This window comes from Ruminococcus intestinalis, from assembly GCF_014288065.1.
GTDB classification, from domain to species: domain Bacteria; phylum Bacillota; class Clostridia; order Oscillospirales; family Acutalibacteraceae; genus Ruminococcoides; species Ruminococcoides intestinale_A.
The window spans coordinates 216,243-240,054 of record NZ_JACOPS010000001.1; the positions used below are offsets into that span (position 1 = coordinate 216,243).

General features: G+C 38.6%; 19 protein-coding genes and 1 pseudogene. 19 read left to right on the forward strand and 1 reads right to left on the reverse strand.

All coding sequences use genetic code 11. The annotated features are described in order from the left end of the window. Positions 1–12 precede the first annotated feature (12 nt). The 7 genes and pseudogenes from H8R91_RS01050 (at position 13) to H8R91_RS01085 (ending at position 6,710) form a co-directional block, all read left to right on the forward strand. Complete coding sequence (locus H8R91_RS01050; RefSeq protein ID WP_186934534.1) at positions 13–1,131, forward strand: LPXTG cell wall anchor domain-containing protein; 1,119 nt, start codon at positions 13–15, stop codon at positions 1,129–1,131. Positions 1,132–1,303: 172 nt separating this feature from the next. Continuing rightward, complete coding sequence (locus tag H8R91_RS01055; RefSeq protein ID WP_022234538.1) at positions 1,304–1,567, forward strand: PqqD family protein; 264 nt, start codon at positions 1,304–1,306, stop codon at positions 1,565–1,567. Then, complete coding sequence (locus tag H8R91_RS01060; protein WP_186934535.1) at positions 1,560–2,030, forward strand: S24/S26 family peptidase; 471 nt, start codon at positions 1,560–1,562, stop codon at positions 2,028–2,030. Before H8R91_RS01055 ends, H8R91_RS01060 begins: the two co-directional genes overlap by 8 nt. Before the next feature lie 10 nt (positions 2,031–2,040). Next, positions 2,041–3,255, forward strand: a complete 1,215-nt coding sequence (locus tag H8R91_RS01065) for a nucleotidyltransferase family protein (RefSeq protein ID WP_186934536.1) — start codon at positions 2,041–2,043, stop codon at positions 3,253–3,255. Between the two features lie 235 nt (positions 3,256–3,490). Then, on the forward strand, positions 3,491–4,207 hold the full coding sequence (locus H8R91_RS01070; protein ID WP_186934537.1) for a VTC domain-containing protein: 717 nt from the start codon (positions 3,491–3,493) through the stop codon (positions 4,205–4,207). Then, a complete protein-coding gene (locus H8R91_RS01075; RefSeq protein ID WP_186934538.1) occupies positions 4,200–4,892 on the forward strand; it encodes a DUF4956 domain-containing protein in 693 nt (230 codons plus the stop codon). Before H8R91_RS01070 ends, H8R91_RS01075 begins: the two co-directional genes overlap by 8 nt. 223 nt (positions 4,893–5,115) lie before the next feature. Then, a pseudogene (locus H8R91_RS01085) lies at positions 5,116–6,710 on the forward strand (carbohydrate-binding domain-containing protein). Between the two features lie 124 nt (positions 6,711–6,834). Here the strand turns inward: H8R91_RS01085 and H8R91_RS01090 are convergent. After that, entirely contained in the window at positions 6,835–8,454 is a 1,620-nt protein-coding gene (locus tag H8R91_RS01090) for a lectin like domain-containing protein (protein WP_186934541.1), read from the reverse strand. 130 nt (positions 8,455–8,584) lie between these two features. On the opposite strand from H8R91_RS01090, the gene gpr reads away from it, so the two are divergent. From gpr to H8R91_RS01150, 12 genes are all read left to right on the forward strand, one after another. Further along, the gene (gpr, locus tag H8R91_RS01095; protein WP_022234531.1) at positions 8,585–9,460 is read left to right on the forward strand and encodes a GPR endopeptidase; all 876 of its coding nucleotides are present in this window, start codon (positions 8,585–8,587) and stop codon (positions 9,458–9,460) included. A 55-nt stretch (positions 9,461–9,515) separates the two neighbouring features. Continuing rightward, positions 9,516–10,613 (forward strand): stage II sporulation protein P, encoded by a 1,098-nt coding sequence (spoIIP, locus tag H8R91_RS01100; protein ID WP_022234530.1) that lies wholly within the window; start codon positions 9,516–9,518, stop codon positions 10,611–10,613. 77 nt (positions 10,614–10,690) lie between these two features. Then, positions 10,691–11,227 carry a hypothetical protein gene (locus H8R91_RS01105; protein WP_186934542.1) on the forward strand — a complete coding sequence of 179 codons (537 nt, stop codon included), beginning with the start codon at positions 10,691–10,693 and terminating at the stop codon, positions 11,225–11,227. 10 nt (positions 11,228–11,237) lie between these two features. Further along, on the forward strand, positions 11,238–12,221 hold the full coding sequence (dusB, locus tag H8R91_RS01110; RefSeq protein WP_186934543.1) for a tRNA dihydrouridine synthase DusB: 984 nt from the start codon (positions 11,238–11,240) through the stop codon (positions 12,219–12,221). A 32-nt stretch (positions 12,222–12,253) separates the two neighbouring features. Then, complete coding sequence (glyA, locus tag H8R91_RS01115; protein ID WP_186934544.1) at positions 12,254–13,510, forward strand: serine hydroxymethyltransferase; 1,257 nt, start codon at positions 12,254–12,256, stop codon at positions 13,508–13,510. 128 nt (positions 13,511–13,638) lie between these two features. Next, positions 13,639–14,904 (forward strand): replication-associated recombination protein A, encoded by a 1,266-nt coding sequence (locus H8R91_RS01120; RefSeq protein ID WP_186934545.1) that lies wholly within the window; start codon positions 13,639–13,641, stop codon positions 14,902–14,904. Positions 14,905–15,144: 240 nt separating this feature from the next. Then, on the forward strand, positions 15,145–16,728 hold the full coding sequence (locus H8R91_RS01125; RefSeq protein ID WP_186934546.1) for a starch-binding protein: 1,584 nt from the start codon (positions 15,145–15,147) through the stop codon (positions 16,726–16,728). Positions 16,729–16,774: 46 nt separating this feature from the next. Continuing rightward, entirely contained in the window at positions 16,775–19,177 is a 2,403-nt protein-coding gene (locus H8R91_RS01130) for an alpha-amylase family glycosyl hydrolase (RefSeq protein WP_186934547.1), read from the forward strand. Between the two features lie 665 nt (positions 19,178–19,842). Next, the gene (locus tag H8R91_RS01135; protein ID WP_186934548.1) at positions 19,843–20,070 is read left to right on the forward strand and encodes a putative Se/S carrier protein; all 228 of its coding nucleotides are present in this window, start codon (positions 19,843–19,845) and stop codon (positions 20,068–20,070) included. Beyond that, positions 20,067–21,221: an aminotransferase class V-fold PLP-dependent enzyme gene (locus tag H8R91_RS01140; RefSeq protein WP_186934549.1), complete on the forward strand. Its 1,155-nt coding sequence runs from the start codon at positions 20,067–20,069 to the stop codon at positions 21,219–21,221. Before H8R91_RS01135 ends, H8R91_RS01140 begins: the two co-directional genes overlap by 4 nt. A gap of 64 nt (positions 21,222–21,285) precedes the next feature. Beyond that, a complete protein-coding gene (cdaA, locus tag H8R91_RS01145; RefSeq protein ID WP_186934550.1) occupies positions 21,286–22,164 on the forward strand; it encodes a diadenylate cyclase CdaA in 879 nt (292 codons plus the stop codon). Continuing rightward, positions 22,151–23,416 (forward strand): CdaR family protein, encoded by a 1,266-nt coding sequence (locus H8R91_RS01150; protein WP_022235345.1) that lies wholly within the window; start codon positions 22,151–22,153, stop codon positions 23,414–23,416. Before cdaA ends, H8R91_RS01150 begins: the two co-directional genes overlap by 14 nt. The last annotated feature ends 396 nt before the right edge of the window (positions 23,417–23,812 follow it).

The window sequence follows — 23,812 nt, forward strand, 5'->3', positions numbered from 1 at the left end:
AGGAGATTTAAAATGTTCAAAAAAGTAATGAGTCTTGCTCTTGCTTCAACATTAGTGCTTTCAGCAGGCGCATTTGCAGCAAGTGCAGCTGAAGCAGAGGACGCAGTAGCAGCAAATGACGAGTCTGCAGTAGCAGCTGACGATTCTTCAGCAGTAGCAGCAGGTGACGAGTCACAGGTAGGTGCCGGCACAAAGATTTACTTTGATGTAAAGAGTGCAGGTTGGAAAAACTTTAGCAAGATCTATTGCCACATCTGGAGAGCTGACGGTACAGGTAAATGGCCAAGCTGGCAGACAAAGAAAGAAGTGTGCAAAAAGGAAAGCGACGATCTTTATTCTTATGATATAACAAAGGCAGGCAAAGAAAACGCTGAAGAAATTCAGAATGCCGGCAGCAAGAACTTATATTGCGTAATCTTCAGTGCTGATACAGGTTCTCAGATTTACAACACAATCATGAACGGTAACTGCATTGGCGATACTGTGTATGTAACAGGTAACCAGATCGAGAACCCTAAGGACAGCCAAAAGACAGATACTGAGGCTGCATGGAAGAACCATCCGGAATGTGGTCCGCAGAAGGTTATTACTTCAACATCAAAAGTAGTCGGTACAGCTCTTGCAGACGGTACAACAGATGTAACACTTTTAGCTGACTACCTTCTCGATTATGTTTCTGACGACGGTACTGCTGATACAAGTAAGACAGATAAGACACAGGATCTTATCAACCAACTCAAGGTCAGCCCACTCGCTGTAATGTCTAATGTAAATTTCAAACTTGAGGGTTTTGTTAAGGAAGAAACAATGACTCAGGATGTTGCTAACAAGAAGAAGGCAACAATTGAGGGTATCCTTGGTAACTGCACAGACCCAACAAAGGGTGGCGAAAAAGTTAACAAAGATGAGATTAAGAATGCAGAGGCTAAGAATGATGCTGCTGATACAAGCGGTTCATCAAACGGCGGTTCATCATCAAACGGCTCTTCATCAAATGGTTCATCAAATGGTTCATCATCAGGCTCTAACTCAGTACAGTCAGGTCAGGAGACAACAATCTTCTTCGTATTTGCCGGCGTAATGGTTGCAGCTGCAGGTGTATTCTTCCTCGTTAGAAGAAGAGAGAACTAATTTATCTTAACAGATAATTAATACTTAATCACTTAGCTCCGCAGAGTTTTCTGCGGAGCTTTTTGTATGCTCGAAACTCCCTCATTACTTGCTTTTTTATGCTTTATGTATTACAATATTATTATCAAAACAATTAAAAAAATATTATATTCATATATGAGGAGAAATGAGTATGAAAATTAAAGATGATTTTGTTTTAAGAAAAGTAGCCGATTCATATGTAGTGGTACCGGTAAACAGTCTTACACTTGATTTTAACGGTGTTATAAATCTTAATGAAACGGGTGCTTTCTTATTTGAACAGTTGCAAAAAGGAATTGAGAAAGACGAACTTATTGCTAAAATGATTAGTGAGTATGATGTAACAAAAGAAAAAGCAAGTGCGGATATAGATATATTTATTAATAAGTTAAAGGATGCAAATGTCTTTGAATAATAAAGAAATTCAGCTTGAAGATGTAATACAAATTATTAAAGAAAAACTTAACAGCGGAGGCACGGTTACATTTACTCCGCACGGAACAAGTATGTATCCTATGCTAAGAAACGGCGAAGATGTGGTTGTCCTGAAAAAGCCGGAGGGCAGGCTAAAATATCTTGATGTTGCTTTATACCGAAGAAGTAACGGCGATTTTGTTTTGCACAGAGTTATCGGTTTTGATAAGGACAGCAAATATATTTTTTGCGGTGATAATCAGTTTCATAAAGAACGGGGAATTACTGACGAAAATATTATAGGTGTGGTTACCGCATTTTATCGAAAAGGTAAACACTATACCGATAATTCGCTTTCATACAGATTTTATAAGTCAGCGTGGGAGTATATCAAAGCGCCAATGCGTATGCTTTATTCAGCGCACAGAATGAATAAGTCGATAAATATAAAAAAGAAAAGGTAGTTTTTGTATAATGAAAAAACATCTTAATGCCGCTCAAAAAAAAGAATATGCATATTATTTGACGCTTGTATCAAGTGTTTTAAACGGAACAGAACCGCAGCTGCCGTATGAAAATTGTAATCTTGACCACATACGGCAGATTTCTAATGATACCAGAATGGATGCAATTTTTGATGAGGCTGTTTTAATGCTGTCAAAAAAATATTCGGTTTCAGATAAATTGTTATCTTATGTAAAAAATAATCTTAATCATTGGATTTATATTGATACGATGATGAAATATGAAATTGAAAGTTTGCTTAAATGTTTCGATGAAGGGAAAATATATAATCTCCCTATGAAAGGCTATTTTCTTAAGGAAGACTATCCCAACTCATTTGAACGCTCAATTTCAGATTATGATATTTTGTTTGATATAAACGATATTGACAGAATAAAAAATATATTTAAACAAAACGGGTACAAATTTTTACAAAATGACGATCAACAATATCATTTTGTAAAAGCGCCGTTTATGTATATTGAAATGCACCGTTCGCTTTTAAAAAAGAATGATAAAAATTATTCTTTATTGGAAAATCAACTTGAAAAAGCTAAGGTGCGTGACGGGTATTCTTATTCAAAAGAAATGACGCTTGAGGATTATTATATTTATATGTTGCTTCACAGTGCAAAACATTTTTCCGAAGGCGGAATCGGCATAAGAATGATTGCCGACGAATATGTATTTTATAAAAAATATTCGGATCTACTTAATCAAAAATATTTGAGTGAACAGTTTGAAAAATTAGGAATAACCTTGTTTGAGAAAAAACTGCGTGATATTTCACTGAAATGGTTTTCAAAAGGCAGTGAAGTTAAAGATTTTGACGATGTTGAAGAATATATTTTATTAAGTATGACTCTCGGCAGAGTAGATGTTGCGGTTATGTCCGAAATGGAAAGACAAAGAGTTAATACTAAAACAGGCAGAAAAAAATCAAGATTTGCTAATTTTATTTCATCGCTTTTTCCGAATAAAACAAATATGGCAAATAAATATCCGTTTGTGGAGAAAATGCCGATTTTATTGCCGTATTCATGGGCATGTATGTGGTGCAGAAGAATTTTTATTGACAGAAATATTGATATAAAAAAAGGTTTTAACAACAGAACTTCTTATACCGATGATGATGTAAGTTATTTTAATTATATTCAAACAGAAGTGGGTTTTGATGTTAAATAAAATTTTATTTATGTTTTAATTGACAAATAATGTATTTATTGATATAATATCAAATAAGTTAGCGAGCACTAACGGCACTTGGTGTTCGCTGATTTAAAGAGGAATAGTTAGTCCGTCCTAACTATTTCTCTCTTTTTTTGTTTTTTAAATTTTAGGTAAATTTTAAGTAAAATTTAAATTTCATTTAAAGTTACAACGGTACAATATACTCATCAAAACAAAAGGGGAGTTAAATGTGAGTTACCAAAGCGTATTTAAACGCTATGAAATAAAGTACCTTGTGACTGACGAACAAAAGAAAATGATTATGCGGGAAATGCAAAAATATATGTATGCCGACAAATACGGCAAAAGCACAATTTGCAACATATATTTTGACACACCTGATTTTTTACTGATAAGACGCTCGCTTGAACATCCCGTTTATAAGGAAAAGTTAAGATTGAGAAGTTACGGAGTTGCAAAACACGACAGCACAACTTTTATAGAAATCAAAAAGAAATATAAGCGTGTTGTCTATAAACGCAGAACCGAAATGAGTGAGAACGAGAGTATGCGTTATCTTTGCAACGGTGAACATATTGCCGACAGTCAGATTTTAAGAGAAGTCAATTATTTTCTTGAACATTACAAAGGCATTGCACCGCAGGTTGTAATTTCATACAACCGAGAGGCCTTTTATTCAAAAAATGATTATGATTTCAGAGTAACATTTGATGATAATATTCTTTGGCGTAACTATGATTTATCACTTTGTAAAGGTATTTACGGAACACCGATATTAAGAAATAATTATTCTCTTATGGAAATAAAGACAGGTACGGCAATTCCGCTGTGGATGACAAACATTTTAAGCGAAAACAAAATTTATAAAACATCTTTTTCAAAATACGGCAATGCTTATGTTGCAATTATGAGCGAAAGAGCAAACGGAGGTAAAAAATATGCTTAATACATTATTTTCAGAAATTTTCAGTTCAACAACCGAAACAATCGCAGTGCCGCAATTTCTGCTTGGCATAGCAGTTGCTCTTGTAATCGGCATTTTTCTTGCGGCGGTCTATTCATACAAAACCAAATACACAAAGAGCTTTGTTGTTACTCTTGCACTTTTACCTGCCGTAGTTTGTGTGGTAATTATGATGGTAAACGGTAATGTCGGTGCAGGCGTTGCTGTGGCAGGTGCTTTCAGTCTTGTAAGATTTCGTTCCGTGCCAGGCACCGCTAAAGAAATCGGCACAATCTTCCTTGCAATGGGTGCAGGTTTGATTTGCGGAATGGGTTATCTCGGATACGCAGTGCTGTTCTCATTAATTTTAGGAATTGCAATGTTTATCCTCAATAAAGTAAATATCGGTGCAGACAAAAGACTTGAGCAGGACAGAATATTAAAAATCACAATCCCCGAGGATTTAAATTATACAGGTGCTTTTGACGACCTTTTTGAAAAATATACCGTAAAATATGAAACGGTATCGGTAAGAACTGCTAATATGGGCAGTTTGTTCAAACTTACATATAATGTAACTCTCAAAAACCCGAACGATGAAAAAGATTTTATTGATGATTTGAGATGCAGAAACGGCAATCTTGAAATCAGTATGGCAAGACAGGAGATAACTAATAATGAGCTTTAATTTAAAAAGCAAAGGGAAATTTGCAGCATTGCTTGCGGCACTTATTATATCCGTAAGTGTAACAGGCTGCGCAAATACAGATGAAAAAACATCCTCGACAAATTCTTCAACTGTTACAAAAGACAGTGTTTCTACTGCTTCAATCGCTTCGGATAAATCTCTTGACAGCGATATGTTCACCGACCGTGACAAAGAGGTAGGCTATGATGAAAGTTCGGCGGTAATGGTTGCTTTTTCATCATCAGGTGCAACCGCAAGCTCTGACAGCGTTTCTGTCAGCGGAAGTAAGGTTACTATTAAAAGTGAGGGCACATATATAGTTACGGGTACAACATCCGACGGTCAGATTATTGTAGATGCCGACAATAAAACAAAAGTGCAGATTGTACTTAAAAACGCCTCTGTAACCTGTAAATCAAGTGCCGCTTTATATGTAAAACAGGCAGATAAGGTATTTGTAACAACTGCAAAAGACACAGAAAATACACTTGCGTCAACAGGTGACTATGTTCAGACAGATGACAACAATGTAGATGCGGCGGTATTTGCAAAAGATGATATTACCTTTAACGGAGAGGGAAAATTGACTGTAACTTCCGAAAAAGGTCACGGCATTGTTTCTAAAGATGATTTAAAACTTACAAGCGGAGAATACAATATTACAGCCGCAAGCCATGCATTAAGCGGTAAAAACAGTATCAGAATAGCGGTACTTATACTTTAACTTCGGGTAAAGACGGTTTGCACGCAGAAAATACAGACGATACTTCAAAAGGATTTGTGTATATAGCAGACGGTAAATTTACCGTTAATTGCAAAGGTGACGGCATTGATGCCGGTACAACGGCTCAAATTGAAAACGGCACATTTAATATTACTTCAAACAGAGGTTCATCATCTTCAAGTTCAACAGATTCTGCAAGTGTAAAAGGAATAAAAGCAGGAGGAGATATTACACTCAGCGGAGGTACTTTTAATCTTACTTGCGAAGATGACGGTTTACATTCAAATTCAAATGTAACCGTATCAGGAGGTACTTTTACAATTTCAACAGGTGATGACGGTATCCACGCCGACAGCAAAACAAGCATCAGCGGAGGAACAATTAATATTACCGAAAGCTATGAGGGAATAGAGGGAACGGAAGTTGAAATTTCAGGCGGTACAATTAATCTGAAATCGAGCAATGACGGATTTAATGCCGCAGGCGGAAAAGACGAAAGCGGATTCGGTGGCGGATTTGACCGTGACAATTTCGGTTCATCAGATGCTTCCATTACAATATCGGGCGGCAAAATAACAATTGACGCTGACGGTGACGGAGTTGATTCAAACGGTTCGCTTACCGTTACAGGCGGGGAAACCTATGTCTTTGGCCCGACAAGCGGAGATAACGGAGCGGTTGATTATGACGGCGAGGCAACAATTACAGGCGGTATATTCGTTGCGGCAGGTTCAACTCAAATGGCACAGAACTTTGGAGAAAATTCAACTCAAGGTTCAATGCTTGTAAATACAAATTCGAGCGGTGAAATCACAGTCAAAAACAGTGACGGCGATGTTCTTGTATCGTTCACACCTACCAAGACATACGCTTGTGTGGTTATCAGTTGCCCGGGTATTACAACAGGTCAGACATATACTGTAACGACAGGCGACAGTACAACAGAAGTTGAAATGACTTCTATCATATACGGTTCAGGCGGTATGGGTGGCCCCGGAAGTATGGGCGGCAGAAATATGGGCAACGGCGATATGAACGGAAACGAAATGGGCGGCCCGGGCGGAGATATGCGGGGCGGTCCTCAAATGAGATAAAATGAAAAACACAACTGTTCCGATGAGCAGTTGTGTTTTCCTTTTAGTCTAAAGTTGAATGTTTGTGATTTGTCGATTTGCAGGTAAAGAGGCAGTTGTCCAAAAATTCTGTTTGCATCTGTATTCAGTTATTATTTGCAATCATAAATTGTAACTGTGTAACATCGTTTACATTAATTTCGCCGTTTTCGTCAGTATCGGCATTTAAATTTTGAACAGCCGAAAGTTTTGAATCGCCTGAAATAGCTATCTGCAAATCGGTTGCATCTTTAATGTCAATTTTGTTGTTTAAGTCAATGTCGCCGAGCAGTGTGACTGCAAGCTCGGTTTTATTTGTAACAGCTTTTATAACGAATGTGCCGCCAAGATTATCGTCACGCTCCGTTTTGTACCAATCGAGAAGGTCTGTCATAGTTCCGTTTTGATAAATAAAACTTTCGCCTTTTTGGCTTTCGTTTATAAATGCAAACTGGCCGTTTGATTTGTTAAGCCATTCACCGACGCCTATAGTATTTTTTCCGCTTTCATTATTTTTTTTAATTTTAACGGCGATTGCACCGTAAGTTACAGGTAAGTCAAAATCGTTTGTATCAATATTTAAATATCCGCTGTACGGAACTTTTCCGCTGTTTAATTTAGTCCATTTGGTTTCATCTGACACAGGAATTTTATTTTCGGCAGGTACATAGTAGATTTCATAGTCGGAATTTTTTGCGGCGGTTTCAAACATTACCGAATCAAGTTTGTTGTAACCCTCGGAAAAATTAAAAAGATTAAGATATGTGACGCTGTCATCATTTATGTAGTTAAATTCATATGTTGCACCGTAAATTTCATTTTGCATAAGTTTAACATCATCGGTGATTTCTGTGACATCTTCAACAGCAAAATTGTATTTAAAGGTACTGCTAAACAAATAAGAATCTTCGTATGAAAGCCAAAAGTAACCGTTTAAAGTGTTGTAATCGCCCCAACTGTTTTTTACAAGCCATGCTCCGTCATTTTCGGGTAAAACACCGTTTATTGCTTTGAAATTTTCTTTTGAATAATTATCATCCCATCCGACAATAGCTATTGCATGACCTGTGGATTTTGGAGAACCTTGCGGACAGAAATACGCTGTTCTGTCATTATTTTCGTAATAAGGACTGTGAGAATATGCCGCATAGATTGAACCGTTATCCATAATCTCTTGCTTAATTTCTTCTTGTGTACAATCGTCGAGGTATTTTATAGAGGTCACCCCGTAATTTACAAAAGCGGAAAGGTCTTTGTCGGGAGTATATTTTTCTGCAAGAGTGTCGTAGTCGCTTTGTTCGATTCCGCCTTGCCAGGAACTTAAATATCCGAGTGCGGTAAATGCATAGCCGTCGGAAGTGACATTGCGCTGCCAGCCTTTACCGTTGCTTTTTGTTGTTGCCCAAAGGTTCATATGCTCGGCAGAAAAATTATTAGCCGTAAAATCTTTTTTTAAAAGTTTTGTTTCAAGCACCGAGAGCGAGGAATATATCCAGCAATCGTTGTATTTTTGGCTTTTCGGAGAATTTACAATGCCAAGCTCCACTGAACTGTATGCAGACGGAATATCATTTTTTGTATTGTCTGAAGTTTTAATTTGAAATTTACTTAAAATTTTTGAATTGTTATCAATGCTTGCGGCATTAGCCGATACGCTTACAGCAGAAAATATCATAAGTGCAGATACTGTTGCCGTTATCGCCTTAATAACAGGTGATTTTATCATTTTACATTCACACCTTTTTGTTTATATATATCAAATTTTATTATATCAAAAATTTTCTTTCTTGTAAAGAATATAAACGCTGTTTATACACAAGATAATAGCAATATTTACAGATAAAAGGGGCGACTTTATGGAACTTAGAACTGACCTAGCGGTAGAAGCTCGTGAAATAGCAGGAGAAGATGTCGGAGGTGTGGATTTTGTTCAGTACAGTGAAAACGGACTTGATATTTCAAGACTTGAAGTAAAAACAAGAAAAGCCAGGCAGCAGCTCGGAAAAGAAGAGGGTACTTATATAACAGTAGAACTTCCGTCACTTACCGATAATTTTACCGAAACCGACGAAAGACTTATTACTATAGGAAAGGAAATTCGCAGGCTTTTGCCGGTCAACGGCCTTGTACTTGTAGTAGGACTCGGAAATCCTGAAATCACTCCCGATTCTCTCGGCCCGAAAACGAGCTCCAGAGTGCTTGCGACAAGGCATATTTCGGGTGAGATTGCAAGAAGTACCGGTCTTGACCGCTTAAGACCGGTTGCGGTTATGGCAACGGGAGTAACAGGGCAGACGGGTATTGAAACAGGCGAATATATATTGAGTATTGTAAAAAGAATAAAACCGAATGCAGTTGTTGTAATAGACGCACTTGCATCACGCAGACTTGAAAGACTCGGCTGTACTTTGCAAATAAGCGATACAGGAATTTCACCCGGGGCGGGCGTTGGAAATCACCGTACAAAGATTAACAAAGAAACTATAGGAGTACCCGTAATAGCAATAGGAGTGCCCACGGTTGTAGATGCAGCCACATTTGCATCTGACCTTTTAAGCGTCAATGACCCGCACAGGGCAAGGCAGAAAATCACACCGCAGGGCAGGCAGATGGTAGTAATACCGAGGGAAATAGATTTGCTTACCGAGAGAGCCTCAAGACTGATTTCATTTGCGCTTAACGGCGCACTTCAAAATGAATTTAATATTTCCGAGCTTGTTTCGCTTATGTAGAAATTCGGTCATACATTAAAATCATCGGCATATATTTTTATGAGGCGGTGATTTTGTGAAAAAGTTAGGAGCATTAAAAATAACGGCGTCGATTATCCTTGTATCGACTGCCGTTTTCTGCGTTTGTCGGAGAATGCCGGAGTGCTTTGCAAGCGACAAACCTGCGGCGCTTGCGGTTGCGGCGCTTACTCTGTCCGACGGTACATATAAATTATCCAATACTGAAACTACAACCCTTGCCAATACCGATACCACACAAAAGAAACAGGAGGAAACACAGCCGATTACTAAACCTGTTACGATTACAAGAAATCTAAACGGAGAAAAAGACAAAAGCGGATATTATGATTCTTTCGGAAACCATGACGGAGAGGCGGTTTACGATATTCTTGCCGAACAGATTGGTGCGAACGGTGTAAAATGCGGTACGGCTTATGTGAAAAACAATACGGGACTTGATTACGATTTTGATTCCGCTTTAAACAGTGAATTGCCTTTTGGTGTCGATTCAAACGGAACGGCACAGGTGCTTATTTATCATACGCACACAAGTGAAAGCTATATGGACGAAGATGTTGATTATTTTTACGAAAGCTATTATTCACGCACGCAGAATAATGATTATAATGTAACGGCTGTGGGAGATGCTATTACCGATGTGCTTAATAAGCGGGGAATAAAAACTATGCACGATACCACGGTGCACGACTCAACATACAGCGGTTCTTATGACAGAAGTGCGCAGACCGTTGAAAGTATTATGGAAACCAACACGGATATTAAGGTAATAATTGATATTCACCGTGACGCAATCGGTACTGAAACTCAAAAGGTAAAACCTGTTTTTACATATGACGGTAAGCAGGGAGCACAGATAATGATTCTTTCGGGTTGCGATACCGACGGCGAGATGAATTTTTTAAGCTGGGAGAATAATCTTAATTTTGCGCTTAAAATTCAAAATAAAGCGGAAGAAATGTATCCGGGTATGACAAGACCGCTGAATTTCGGATATTTTGCGTACAACGAGTATATTTGCGACGGTTCTTTGCTTATAGAAATAGGAACAGACGCAAATACAATAGAAGAGGCGGAATACAGCGGAGAATTGCTCGGAAATGTGCTTTATGAGGTGCTTAAACACGGGTTATAATTAAATGTAAAAATAGCTTGCAATATATTGCGACTTTTGGTATAATTTTAATATATGTATCCGCAAGGAGTAATGTAATGAAAAAATACAGAATTTCAAAATCTGCTGTCTGTGTGCTGTTTGCGGTATTGTTTATGTTTGTTGTTGCAATCAGTGCCTATGCTGTAGACATTGACGGTGACGGAATTGATGACGGAGATATAGTTGAAACAGAGGTATATACAGACCCTGAATATACAGAGCCGTATACCGAACCTGAAACTTATCCCGAAACCGAACCTGAATATACAGAGCAACCGACTGAATATTATACCGAAGAAGTTACAGAAGAATATACGGAACCTGTATATACAGAAGAACCTACAGAGCCGTATTACGAAGAAACAACAGAATATGATTTTAATAATAATGTAGTCAATGAAACGGTGTCGCCTACACAGCTTTCAACTTCAAAAGTAAGTACAAAGCGTTACGAAACCAATGATGCCGCAGGTGTTGTATATTGGGTTTGCGTAATTGTAGGTATAATTGTTTTGATTTTCGTATTGCTCAGTACAAAAATATCTTATGCGCTTGAACGCAGAAGAGAGCAGAGAGATATTTATTCTTCATAAGGAGAGCAGTATGGAAAAAATTAAAATTGGAAATGTAGAATTTAAGTCCCGAGCCGTACTCGCTCCTATGGCAGGCATTACAGACAGGGCGTACCGTGAGCTTTGCGTGGAATTTGGCGCCGCCTATTGCGTAAGTGAAATGGTCAGTTCAAAGGCGCTTTCTTTCAACAGTAAGAAAAGTGAGGAGCTTATGGAAATTTCCGACTATGAACGCCCCTGCGGTATTCAGATTTTCGGAGATGACCCTAAATGTATGGCTGATGCGGCTGTTCATTCTATGGAAAACAAGCCCGATATTATTGATATAAATATGGGTTGTCCCGCACCTAAAATCAGTTCAAACGGCAGCGGCAGTGCTTTGATGAAAAATCCACTGCTTTGCGGTGAAATTGTAAAGGCAGTTACAAGTGCCGTTGATGTACCTGTTACGGTCAAAATTCGTAAAGGCTGGAACAATTCTGCCGTAAATGCGGTTGAAGTTGCAAAAATCTGTGAACAGGCAGGCGCAGCGGCAATTACAATTCATGGAAGAACAAGAGAACAGTATTATAAACCTCCTGTCGATTATGATATTATAAAAGAGGTTAATAATGCGGTGTCAATCCCCGTAATTGCAAACGGCGACATAACCTCTGCAAAAATAGCAAAGGAAGTTATGGATTACACAGGCTGTCAGCTTGTTATGGTTGGACGGGCCTCTTTGGGAAATCCGTGGATTTTTTCGGAAATAAATGCTTATCTTGAGAATCCCGACTGTATTATAAAAGCACCGACTCTTGAAGAAAAACTCAATGTAATGTGCCGACATATTGAAAAAATGGTTGAATACAAAGGCGAGCATATGGCTATGCTGCAGGCAAGAAAACTTATAGCAGGTTATTTTAAGGGAATGCGCGGTGCGGCAGAACTCAGAAATCAATCAGGAAAAGTGTGTACTCTTAATGATTTGTACGCACTGAAAAATAAGGCTTTATCATCTGTTTATGATGCTTAAACTTATATATTTTTAGATTAAGGAGAATAATTATGAGTGAAAAAACAAATATTGCAGCTCTTGATTATCTCAACAGCTATGACACTGCTGTTGGCGAGGCAATGACTGCGGAACTTAAAAGACAGAGAAGAAATCTTGAGCTTATTGCAAGCGAAAATATCGTTTCTCCTGCTGTAATGGCAGCAATGGGCAGCTTACTTACAAACAAGTATGCAGAAGGTTATCCGGGAAAGCGTTACTACGGCGGTTGCCAGTGCGTTGATGTTGTTGAGGAAATCGCACGCAAGAGAGCTTGCGAGCTTTTCGGCGCAGAACACGCAAATGTTCAGCCACATTCGGGTGCACAGGCTAACACAGCAGTTTACTTTGCTATGCTCAACCCGGGCGATACAGTTATGGGTATGAACCTTAACGAGGGCGGTCATCTTACACACGGTTCACCTGTAAACATTTCAGGTAAGTATTTTAACTTTGTTCCTTACGGTGTTGACAGCGTAACACACAGAATTGACTATGATAAGGTTCTTGAGATTGCCAAGGAATGTAAGCCAAAACTTATTGTAGCCGGTGCGTCTGCATATCCAAGAATTATTGATTTTGCAAAACTCCGTGAAATTGCCGATGAAGTAGGCGCATATCTTATGGTAGATATGGCTCACATCGCAGGCCTTGTTGCGGCAGGCGTTCATCCAAACCCTGTTCCGTACTGTGAATTTGTTACATCCACAACTCATAAAACACTCCGTGGTCCGAGAGGCGGTCTTATCCTTTGCCGTGAAGAGTTTGCTAAGCAGATTGACAAGGCAATTTTCCCTGGTACACAGGGCGGTCCTCTTATGCACACAATTGCGGCTAAGGCAGTTTGCTTTGGTGAGGCATTAAAGCCTGAATTTAAAGAGTACGGTGCAAAGATTGTTTCTAACTGTAAGGCTCTTGCGGAGGGACTCCTTAAGAGAGGCAATAAGCTTGTTTCGGGCGGTACAGACAACCATGTACTTCTTATGGATCTTCGTGATACAGGTGTTACAGGTAAAGAGCTTGAGGCTCGTCTTGATGAGTGCTATATTACAGTAAATAAAAACACTATTCCGGGTGAACCACTTTCTCCGTTCGTAACAAGCGGTGTTCGTATAGGTACTGCCGCTGTTACAACAAGAGGTCTTAACGAGGAAGATATGGACAAGATTGCCGAGTATATTACACTTGTTCTCAATGATTTTGAAAACAGTGCCGACAAGGTAAGAGCAGGCGTTGAAGAAATCTGCAAAAAGTATCCGCTTTACGAATAATAAAATTCGGTTTATTTTCCGTTCCGTCAAATTTAAGGCGGAACGGATTTTTTTGCTAAAAATCTTGACAAATTCTACGAACAAATGTACTATGAAATATATACTAAATTTGAAATGAGGCTGATTATATGAATACTCCTCTTGCAGACAGAATAAGACCGCAATCTCTTGATGATATTGTGGGGCAAAAGCATTTGCTCGGAGCGAATAAGCCACTGCGAAAAATAATTGAAAGCGGAGAAATTCCGAATCTGATTTTTTACGGTCCGTCAGGAGTGGGAAAAACAACTCTTGCTACATATATAGCTAAAAGAACGAACAGAACTCTGAAAAAACTCAACGGCACGACCGCATCAACATCCGACATAAAAGAGGTAGTTTCGGAGTTGAACACTTTTTCGGGAATGAACGGCATTTTACTGTATCTTGACGAAATTCAGTATTTTAATAAAAAGCAGCAACAGGTTTTGCTTGAATATATAGAAAACGGTTCGATTACGCTTATTGCATCAACTACCGAAAATCCGTATTTTTATGTATATAATGCTATTTTAAGCCGTTCGACTGTTTTTGAATTTAAACCGGTACCACCCGAAGAAATAGAAAGAGCTGTGCAGAGAGCGGCGGAAATTATTTCCGAGGAACAGGAGGTAGAGGTGGATTTCCCCGCAAGTTGTCGTAAAAAAATTGCTCATGGCTGCGGCGGTGATGTAAGAAAAGCTATGAATGCGGTTGAACTTGCTATTCTTGTGGCTGACGAAGTTGACGGAGTAAAAAAAGTCAGCGAAGAAAGTGTTGCGGAACTTGTACAAAAAAGCGCCGTGCGTTATGACAAGGAAGGTGACGAGCATTACGATATAATTTCCGCATATCAAAAAAGTATGCGTGGCAGTGACAGTAATGCGGCTTTGCATTATCTTGCAAGGCTGCTTGAGGCAGGGGATTTGCCGAGTGCGTGCAGAAGACTTATGGTGTGTGCCTGCGAAGATGTAGGACTTGCGTATCCACAGCTTATTCCTATTGTAAAATCATGTGTGGATATTGCACAGGCTGTCGGCTTGCCGGAGGCGAGAATACCGCTTGCAGACGCAGTTATAATGGTATGCAATGCGCCGAAATCCAATTCCGCATATATGGGGATTAATCGTGCAGCACAGGATTTAAAAGCAGGCAATTACGGTCCTGTACCAAGACAGCTTCAAAATATGCACTATGATGGGGAAGATAATAATAACAAAGGACAGTTTTATAACTATCCGCACGATTATCCGAACCATTATGTAAATCAGCAATATTTGCCGGACATTATCCGTGACAGAGTTTATTACGAATACGGTGACAACAAAAACGAACAGGCATATAAGAACTATTGGGATAAAATTAAGAACAGATAGTATTATAGATAGTCACAAAAACAACATCTTGTATTTGTGCATATTGATATTAATAAATGCTTTTTCTCACCTTTTTGTTGAATATATACAAATATAGACTAATAAATTTGGCTGTAAGAAAATCAAAATAATTCTCAAAAAGAAAAAAGTATTAGCAAACATTGTTGTATAATATAATTGTCAGAACGTGGGATTATATTATCCACAAAAACCATAACAAAAAATTTGGAGGAAATTCTTATGGTAACAACAAAGCACAAGGTACTCAGCTTAATACTTTGTATTATGCTCGCAGTATCAGCAGTTTGTGCAGGCAGTATGGCAGTATCAGCAGCAACAGGCGATACTGTATACGTTCGTGCAAACAACGGCTGGGCCAATCTGTACTGCTATATGTGGACAGATGGTGCAGGCAACAACGCAGCATGGCCTGGTGAGGCTATGACTAAGGTTGAAGATGACGTTTATGCTTACACACTTTCGGGTGATTTTAAGAATGTTATTTTCAACAACGGCAGCGGCAATCAGACAACAGACCTTACTTATGCAGGCAACGGTCAGATTTATGACCTCAGCACAGGCAAGTGGTCAGCTTACTCTGATGTAACTAACCCAACACAGGCAACATCATCAACTAAGCCGACACAGGCTACACAGCCGGCAACTTCTTCGGGCAATGCAAAACCAATTTACTGCCAGAATGATGCAGGTTGGTCAAATGTATATTGCTATATGTGGAACAGCACCACAGAGAGCAACGCTGCATGGCCGGGCAAACCAATGACTGAAATCGGCGATAATGTATGGTCTTATACTCCTAATAAGGCTTATAAGAATGTTATCTTCAGTTCAGGCAGCAATAAGTCAAATGACCTTACAGTAGGTTCAGGCGACCTTTACAACAACAAGACAAATACTTGGTCTGTATATGATACAAGTGATATTCAGGTAACTTCTTATAAAGCAGACCCATCGAGCACAATTTATACAGGTACAGCTGTTACACTTTCAACAACAGCAAATAGCCTTGTAAATGCTACTATCAGCTATCAGATTTCTGTAAACGGCAAGGTAGTATCTCCTATGAGCTCGGCAAACTCGTATGTATGGACACCATCAGCAGTTGGTGAATATACAATCAAGTTTGAGTATTCTGACACAAAGGGCAATACAAACGAGCGTTCACTCACACTTACTGTTGCAGATGACTCAACACTCGTTAAGCCTGTTATTAAAAATGTAACACCACTTAATCTTAACTTTATCAAGCTCAACACAAAAGCTACAGTTAAAGTTCTTGCAGGCGGCGGTAATACAGGTACAAACCTTCTTTTCTATAAGTATGTAGTTACAGATCCAAACGGTAATAAGAATATTCCTTATTACACACTTAACGATTCATACTCATTTGTACCAACAGTAAAGGGAACATACACAGTTGAAGTATATGTTGAAGGTTCTGACAACTCAAAGGTTTCAAAGACTTATACTTATACAGCTGATTCGAATGTACCGACTACAACACAGCCGACTACATCTGTTATTCCTACAACAACATCACCAAAACCAACCACACCAAAACCAACAACACCAAAACCAACAACACAGCCTACAACTTCAGTACAGCCTACAACAACTCCGTTTATGCTTGGCGACTGTGACGGTGACGGCAAAGTTGATGTAAACGATGCTACATATCTCCAGATGATCATTGCTGAATACAGCGGTATGAAATATGATTTCAAGACATGTGATGTTGACGGTAACGGTGTTCTTGATGTTATAGACGCTACAATGCTTCAGAAGATGGTTGCAGAAAAGTAATTTTTAAAACATACGACGATTAACTAAAATAAATTGAGGTACTATTATGACAAAGATTAAAAAATGGTGTGCATTAGTACTTTCTGTAATGCTTGTTATTACAGCAGGCATAGTATCTGTAAACGCTGCTGACGCTGACGCTACAACTGAAGAGGTTGGTGCTGCGTCAGCTGAAACAGGCATTACTATACATTATCAGAACAGTGAACTTGCACAGCCATATGTTTACCTTTGGAATTCACTTCCAACAAACAGCGCAATGTCAGATTCATATCCGGGTGAAAAAATGACTGCCTCTTCAAACGGTTGGTTTACTTATGTAATCAACGATGTTACAGCTGTAAATATGATTTTTACAGATAAAGACGGCAAACAGTATTCACCTGAATTAAGAAGAACTACCGGTGAGTGGTGGTACAAAAACAAGAGATGGACAAAGTACAATCCTGATGAAATTGACCCTGTTGATTCAGTGGATATGCGTGAAGAGTCTATCTACTTTGTTATGACAACCCGTTTCTATGACGGAGATACAGGCAATAATGTTCATTGCTGGGATGACACACAGGCAAATAACCCTGATTCAGACCCTGCATGGCGTGGTGACTTCAGAGGTCTTGCAGACAAGCTTGACTATATAAAGGCACTTGGCTTTACAGCTATCTGGATTACTCCTGTAGTTACAAACGGTTCGGGCTATGATTATCACGGTTATCATGCTATGGACTTCTCAACCGTTGATGTACGTTATGAGAGTGATGATTTTACATACCAGGATCTTATTGATGAGGTTCACGCAAAAGGTATGAAGATTATTCAGGATGTAGTTTTCCAGCATACCGGTAACTTCGGTGAGGCTTATTTCTGCAATCTTTTTGAAAAAGATACAACAAAAGACCTTTCAAATCTTGAAGAGTCAATGATTCCTACAGACTTACTTCTTAACACATACGGACTTAGTTCACCAGAGGAATACTGGGCACAGAAGCCTGGAATTCAGTATTCTCAAAGACTTAACCTTATGAAGAATACAACATACTCTTCGGATGTAGGTAACTCAACAGGCAGCTTGCCGGACGCAAAAGATTATGATTCTGCAAAGATTTCAAATTCTGACACATTTAATGCAAACAACTATTATCATACAGGTTATTTCCAGAGCCTTAACTGGGACGACTGGACCTGTAAATTTGCTCAAATCGCAGGTGACTGTGTTGACCTCAACACAGAAAATCCGGCAGTAGCAGAACACATCGTAGATGTATACTCAGACTATATCAATATGGGTGTTGACGGTTTCCGTGTTGATACAGTAAGACATATTCCAAGACTTGCACTTAACCTTATGTACAATGACCAGCTTTACGCTGCTGCAAAGGCATCGGGTAACAACAACTTCCTTATGTTTGGCGAAATCTGTACTCGTTACACACAGATTTGGTATCGTGGCCACGCAGAGGAATCTACACCTTACTACACTTGGAAAGAGTCAAACAATAAGTGGGCTGATTTATGGAGTTACGGCACTTCTGCTGAAGATATCAACAACAATATGAATGTTGTATTTGATCATTATCTCGCAGAAGATGATCCTACAGATCAACCTACTTCAGAAAATGCTTTCTTAAACGGTATTACATACCACACACCTGACAGATCTATGGCATCGGGTATGGAGGGTATTGACTTCCAGATGCACAGAATGTTTGGTAACGCAAGCAGTGCTTATAACTTTGCTAAGAGCACAGACCAGTATTATAATGATGCAACATACAATGTAATGTATGTTGATTCTCATGACTATGCTCCTGAACAGCCTGATGAAAAGAGCCGTTTTGCTGGCGGTACACAGACTTGGGCTGAGAACCTTGACCTTATGTTTACATTCCGTGGTATTCCATGTGTTTACTATGGTTCAGAGGTTGAGTTCCAGAAGGGCGCAGTTATTGATGTTGGTCCTAACGCTCCTCTTTCAACAACAGGTCGTGCTTACTACGGCGATTATCTTGAGGGTAATGTAACAGCTACAGACTTTAGCGAGTACACAGCTTCTGGTACAGTTGCTGAAACACTTGCAAGCCCGCTTAGCGTTCATCTTTCAAAGCTTAATTCTATCAGAAGAGCTATCCCTGCTCTTCAGAAAGGTCAGTACACAGCTTCTGAATCTTATGTAACAGGTGGCGATATGTCTTATATCCGCCGTTATACAAGTGCAGAAGACGGTATTGATAGCCTTGCACTTGTAACAGTTTCAAGTGGTGCTACATTTAAGAATATTCCTAACGGCAGATATGTTGACGCTGTTACAGGTGATGTTCAGAATGTAACAAACGGAACACTTACTGTTTCAGATATCGGTAAGGCAAATATGAGAGTTTATGTATGTTGTGCAAACGGCTTTACAGGCATTGACGGTCAGATCGGTGGCACATCATCTTTCCTTAAATAATAAATAATTTTTATTGCATTGCGGCACTCGTTTGAGTGCCGCTTTTGCGTTGTAATTCGTGTATATTTATTAATTTTTGGGTAAATTATGGTTTTGTGGAATAAATTGGAAAAGCAATTATAAAAATTTGGTCAACCTTTTCAAAGGTTGTGGGTGTGGGCAAAGCCCACAAATACTTTCCGTTTATGCAATCTAATGATAGCCAAACAGCTCGCTGTTCGGCGGCTTGAACACAACGGCGTTAGCCTTTAAAAATGCGATAGCAACTAAAAAGCCATTCATTAAACAATAAATAAGCAAATTCTTTTCTAAAAGGCTCCGCCTGTTTTTTCAAACTCGGTTTTAGCACGCAAACAGCGTGGCTGTTTGCGCCTGATAAATTGTAATATAGGAAAATATTATGGGCGCTGCCCAAACCCGCAATTTTTGAAAAAATTGAGTAAACTTTTTTATTTTTGGGAGGATGATTTAGCGTTAGCTAAATTTCAATGCCCGACCGACACTCCGCTAAACCATAATTTAACTGAAATTATCTGTTAATCAAAACATTTTGAACAGCTAATATTCAAAATATTTGAAACATTATAAGATAACCATATAACAAGAAATTCATATTATATAGCAGGGAGATATTAAAAAATAAGATTTATAAAGTGGTGAATAATATGAAAAAAGCAGTATTTGTTTTTGGTACTTTAACTTATACTCAAAGGGGAAGAGAGGCATTGCGACGGCGTGGAATTCTTACAAAAATTATTCGTACTCCCGTGCAATATCGCAATGGTTCATGCGGTTACAGTTTGTTGGTTATAAACAGAGTCGATGAAAGCGTAGAAATACTAAGGGCAATGAATATACCTGTGCAGGGAGTTTATCCTGCTGATTTAGAATGATTTATTTCGATAACGGTGCAACAACTTTTCCAAAACCAAAATCCGTGGTAAATGCAGTTAATTATGCGATTACAAAAATCGGAGCTAACCCGGGACGAGGCGGCCATAATATGGCTATAAAAGCCTCAGATGTGCTTTTTGAATGCAGAAACAATGCGGCAAAACTCTTTGATATTGAAAATCCCGAAAATGTTATTATCACAAACAATTGCACAACAGCACTTAATACTGTTATAAAAGGAATTTTAAAACCCGGCGATCATGCGGTAATATCATCATACGAGCATAATGCTGTTGTGCGACCTTTGGAGTATTTAAAAAGTAACGGAGTAGAATACTCTGTTGCCGATGTTGATTATAATGACACAGAAAAGACAATTGGTAATTTCAGAAAAGCTTTTAAAGAGAACACTAAACTTGTAGTGTGCACCCATGCATCAAATGTATTTGGTATAAGATTACCTATTCAACGAATAGCGGCGCTGTGCAAATTAAACGGAATACTTTTTTGCACAGACGCAGCTCAAACTGCAGGTATAATTCCGATTTCGCTAAAAAATTCCGATATAGATTATTTATGTACAGCAGGGCACAAAGGTTTGTACGGCCCTATGGGTACAGGTTTGCTTGTTATTAACAGCGATACTATTCCCGAAAGTCTTATTCAAGGCGGAACAGGCAGCCTTTCTGCACAAGTAAATCAACCCGAAATTTTACCTGACAAATTTGAAAGCGGAACTCATAATTTACTTGGAATAGCTGGACTTAACGAAGGCATAAAATATGTTATGAATAAATCACCGCAAAAAATATTTGACTATGAAATTAGTCTTGCAAAAAATCTTTATGACGGTTTGTCTAAAATTAAAGATATTGAATTATATACACCAAAACCCGATGATGAAGGATTTGTACCGGTAGTTTCGTTTAATATAAAAAATACGGACAGCGAAAAAACGGCGCAAATTCTTAATGATAAATTTAATATTGCAGTGCGTGCCGGACTACATTGCGCACCGCTCGCTCATAAATGCTTTGGTACGCTTGAAAAAGGTACTGTTCGTGCAGTTATTTCCTCGTTTTCGACACGGTTTGAAGTTAACTATCTTATTAAATCAGTCAGTCAAATTAATTATTACAAAAGAATGTAAAAAAGGTTGCAATTCAATGCTGTTGTGTGTTAAAATAAAGTAATGAAAAACAGAGGAGGTTAAAATGATGGAATGGATACAAAACGTATTTGCTGTATTAAAAACCATTGAAATTCGAGATATTATTGATATTCTTGCTATTGCATTCATTATTTTCAGCCTTTTCAAGCTTGTAAAAGAAACCCGTGCGGCTCAGCTTTTAAAAGGTGTTGTTGCACTTCTTATTATATATTTAATATCATCACTTTGCGGATTGATGATGCTTACGACACTTCTCAGAACATTTTTTGAGGCATCAGTTATACTTGTTGCTATTATTTTTCAGCCTGAAATCCGAAAATATTTGGAACAAATGGGTAGAAATAATACTTATAAAAAGTATATAAAACTTATTACTCATCGAGAAAAAAGTGATGAGTGGAAAATGGCTGTTAAAAAATCAATAATAGATGCCGCCGATACAGCTTTGCTGTTTTCACATTCAAAAACAGGTGCATTGCTTGTTTTTGAAAGAGAAACAAAACTTTCCGATATAGCCGCAACAGGCACAATAGTTAATGCAGATACTTCAGTTGCACTTTTCGGAAACATATTTTTTAACAAAGCTCCGCTACACGACGGCGCAAGTATTGTGCGTGATGGTAAACTTTTTGCGGCAGGATGTATATTACCGCTTACAGATAACAAAAATGTTGATATAAATCTTGGAACAAGACACAGAGCAGGACTTGGCATCAGTGAGCAAAGCGATGCTGTGGTTTTGATTGTCAGTGAAGAAACAGGTGTTATTTTGCTTGCGATTAACGGCGTACTTTACCGCAATTTTACACGCGACAGACTTATCGATAAGCTTGAGGCATTGTTACTTGAAAATACTGACGACGATTCGGCAGCTGCCGGTTTACTCCAAAAGATAAGGAGGAAGTCGGATGAAGGAAAATAAAAGCAAAAGATCAAGATTCAGGGCTTTTGTACAGAGTACAAACTTTTTATTTATCGTATCAATTGTAATTTCGCTTGTGATTTGGATTTATATGAGTATAAGTACAGGCAACGATACAAGTTTGACTATTTCGGATATACCTGTTCAGGTTGAATTGTCCGAAGATGCTGTTAATAACGGTCTGCAAGTTTTTTCGGGCAGTGATTATAAAGCCTCACTTACGGTTACAGGTAACAGAGCTGTTGTGGGCTCGTTGCAGGCGTCTGATATTACCGTCAAAGCAGCTGCCAACTATGTTGATTCTGCGGGCAATTATACATTGTATCTTAATGCCTCAAAGAATGACCCTTACAGCGATTTTCAGATTTCATCTGCGATAAAACCGTCTACGATTGATGTTTTTATTGATTATCTGCGAGAAGCTACATTTGATATTCAAGAAAATGTTGTTTATAAAGTTGACGACGGTTATTATGCGTCAACCACACTGTCGTCAAAAACCATATATATTACAGGTCCGCAGTCTGAAGTATCTAAGATTTCTAAGGTTGTGGCTGCTGCGAATATAGACGGTACGCTTAATTCGTCACGCAAAGTTAATGCAGATATTATTTTGTACGATGCTGACGGTAAAGAAATTAATACGGATTTACTTTCTCTTGATTTTAAAACTGTGGAGGCTGCGATTTCTGTACTTCCCGAAAAAGAAGTTTCTTTAAAGCCGACATTTACAAACTTACCGTCAGGTTTACAAATTACCGACGATATGATTTCTGTTGAGCCTTCGTCAATACTGCTTGCAGGTACTGACGATGTATTGAATAAGACCGATTCGGTAAATCTTGCACCGATTGATTTTACATCACTTACAAATACAAAATCAATATTTGACCTTGCTGTTGAAATTCCAACCGATTGCAAGAATATCAGTAATACTTCAACTGCTAAGGTAACTCTTGATTTGTCGTCATTGTCAAGCAAAAAGCTGACAGTTGAAAAATTTATGGTACAGGGCCTTGCATCGGGATATTCTGCGGAGGTAACGCAAAAGAATCTTGAGGTTACAGTTTATGGCACAAGCAGTCAGATTGACTCCCTTAGTGCTTCGGATATAACCGCTGTTATTGATGTATCGTCTTCCGACGGTATGAAAGGCTCGGTTTCAATGCCGGTAACATTTAACATTGAGAACGGTTCTTCGTGTTGGGTTTCTGGTTCTTATAAAGCAAATCTTACAATTTCAGAATCATAAAAATACCCGTGGCTGTTGCCACGGGTTTATTTTTGCTCCTTGTCAAAGGTTTCGGTGAATATGGTTTAGCAAAATGATTTACCAACAATTATAAATGTTTGGTCGACCTTTTCAAAGGTCGTGGGTGTGGGCAAAGCCCGTAAATACTTTCAATTTACGCAATCTAATGATAGCCAAACAGCTTGCTGTTTGGCGGCTTGAACAAATAGGCGCAAGCCTTTGCGAAAGCAATAAAAGAAAATACAATTTATTTTCATAGTCAACGCATTGCGTTGACTATGGTTTTAGCGTTTCTGATTACAATGACTGTCGCCTGCTTTAACAAACTTAGTCTTAGCACGCAAACAGCGTAGCTGTTTGCGGCCGACAAATTGTATCATTGGAAGATATTATGGG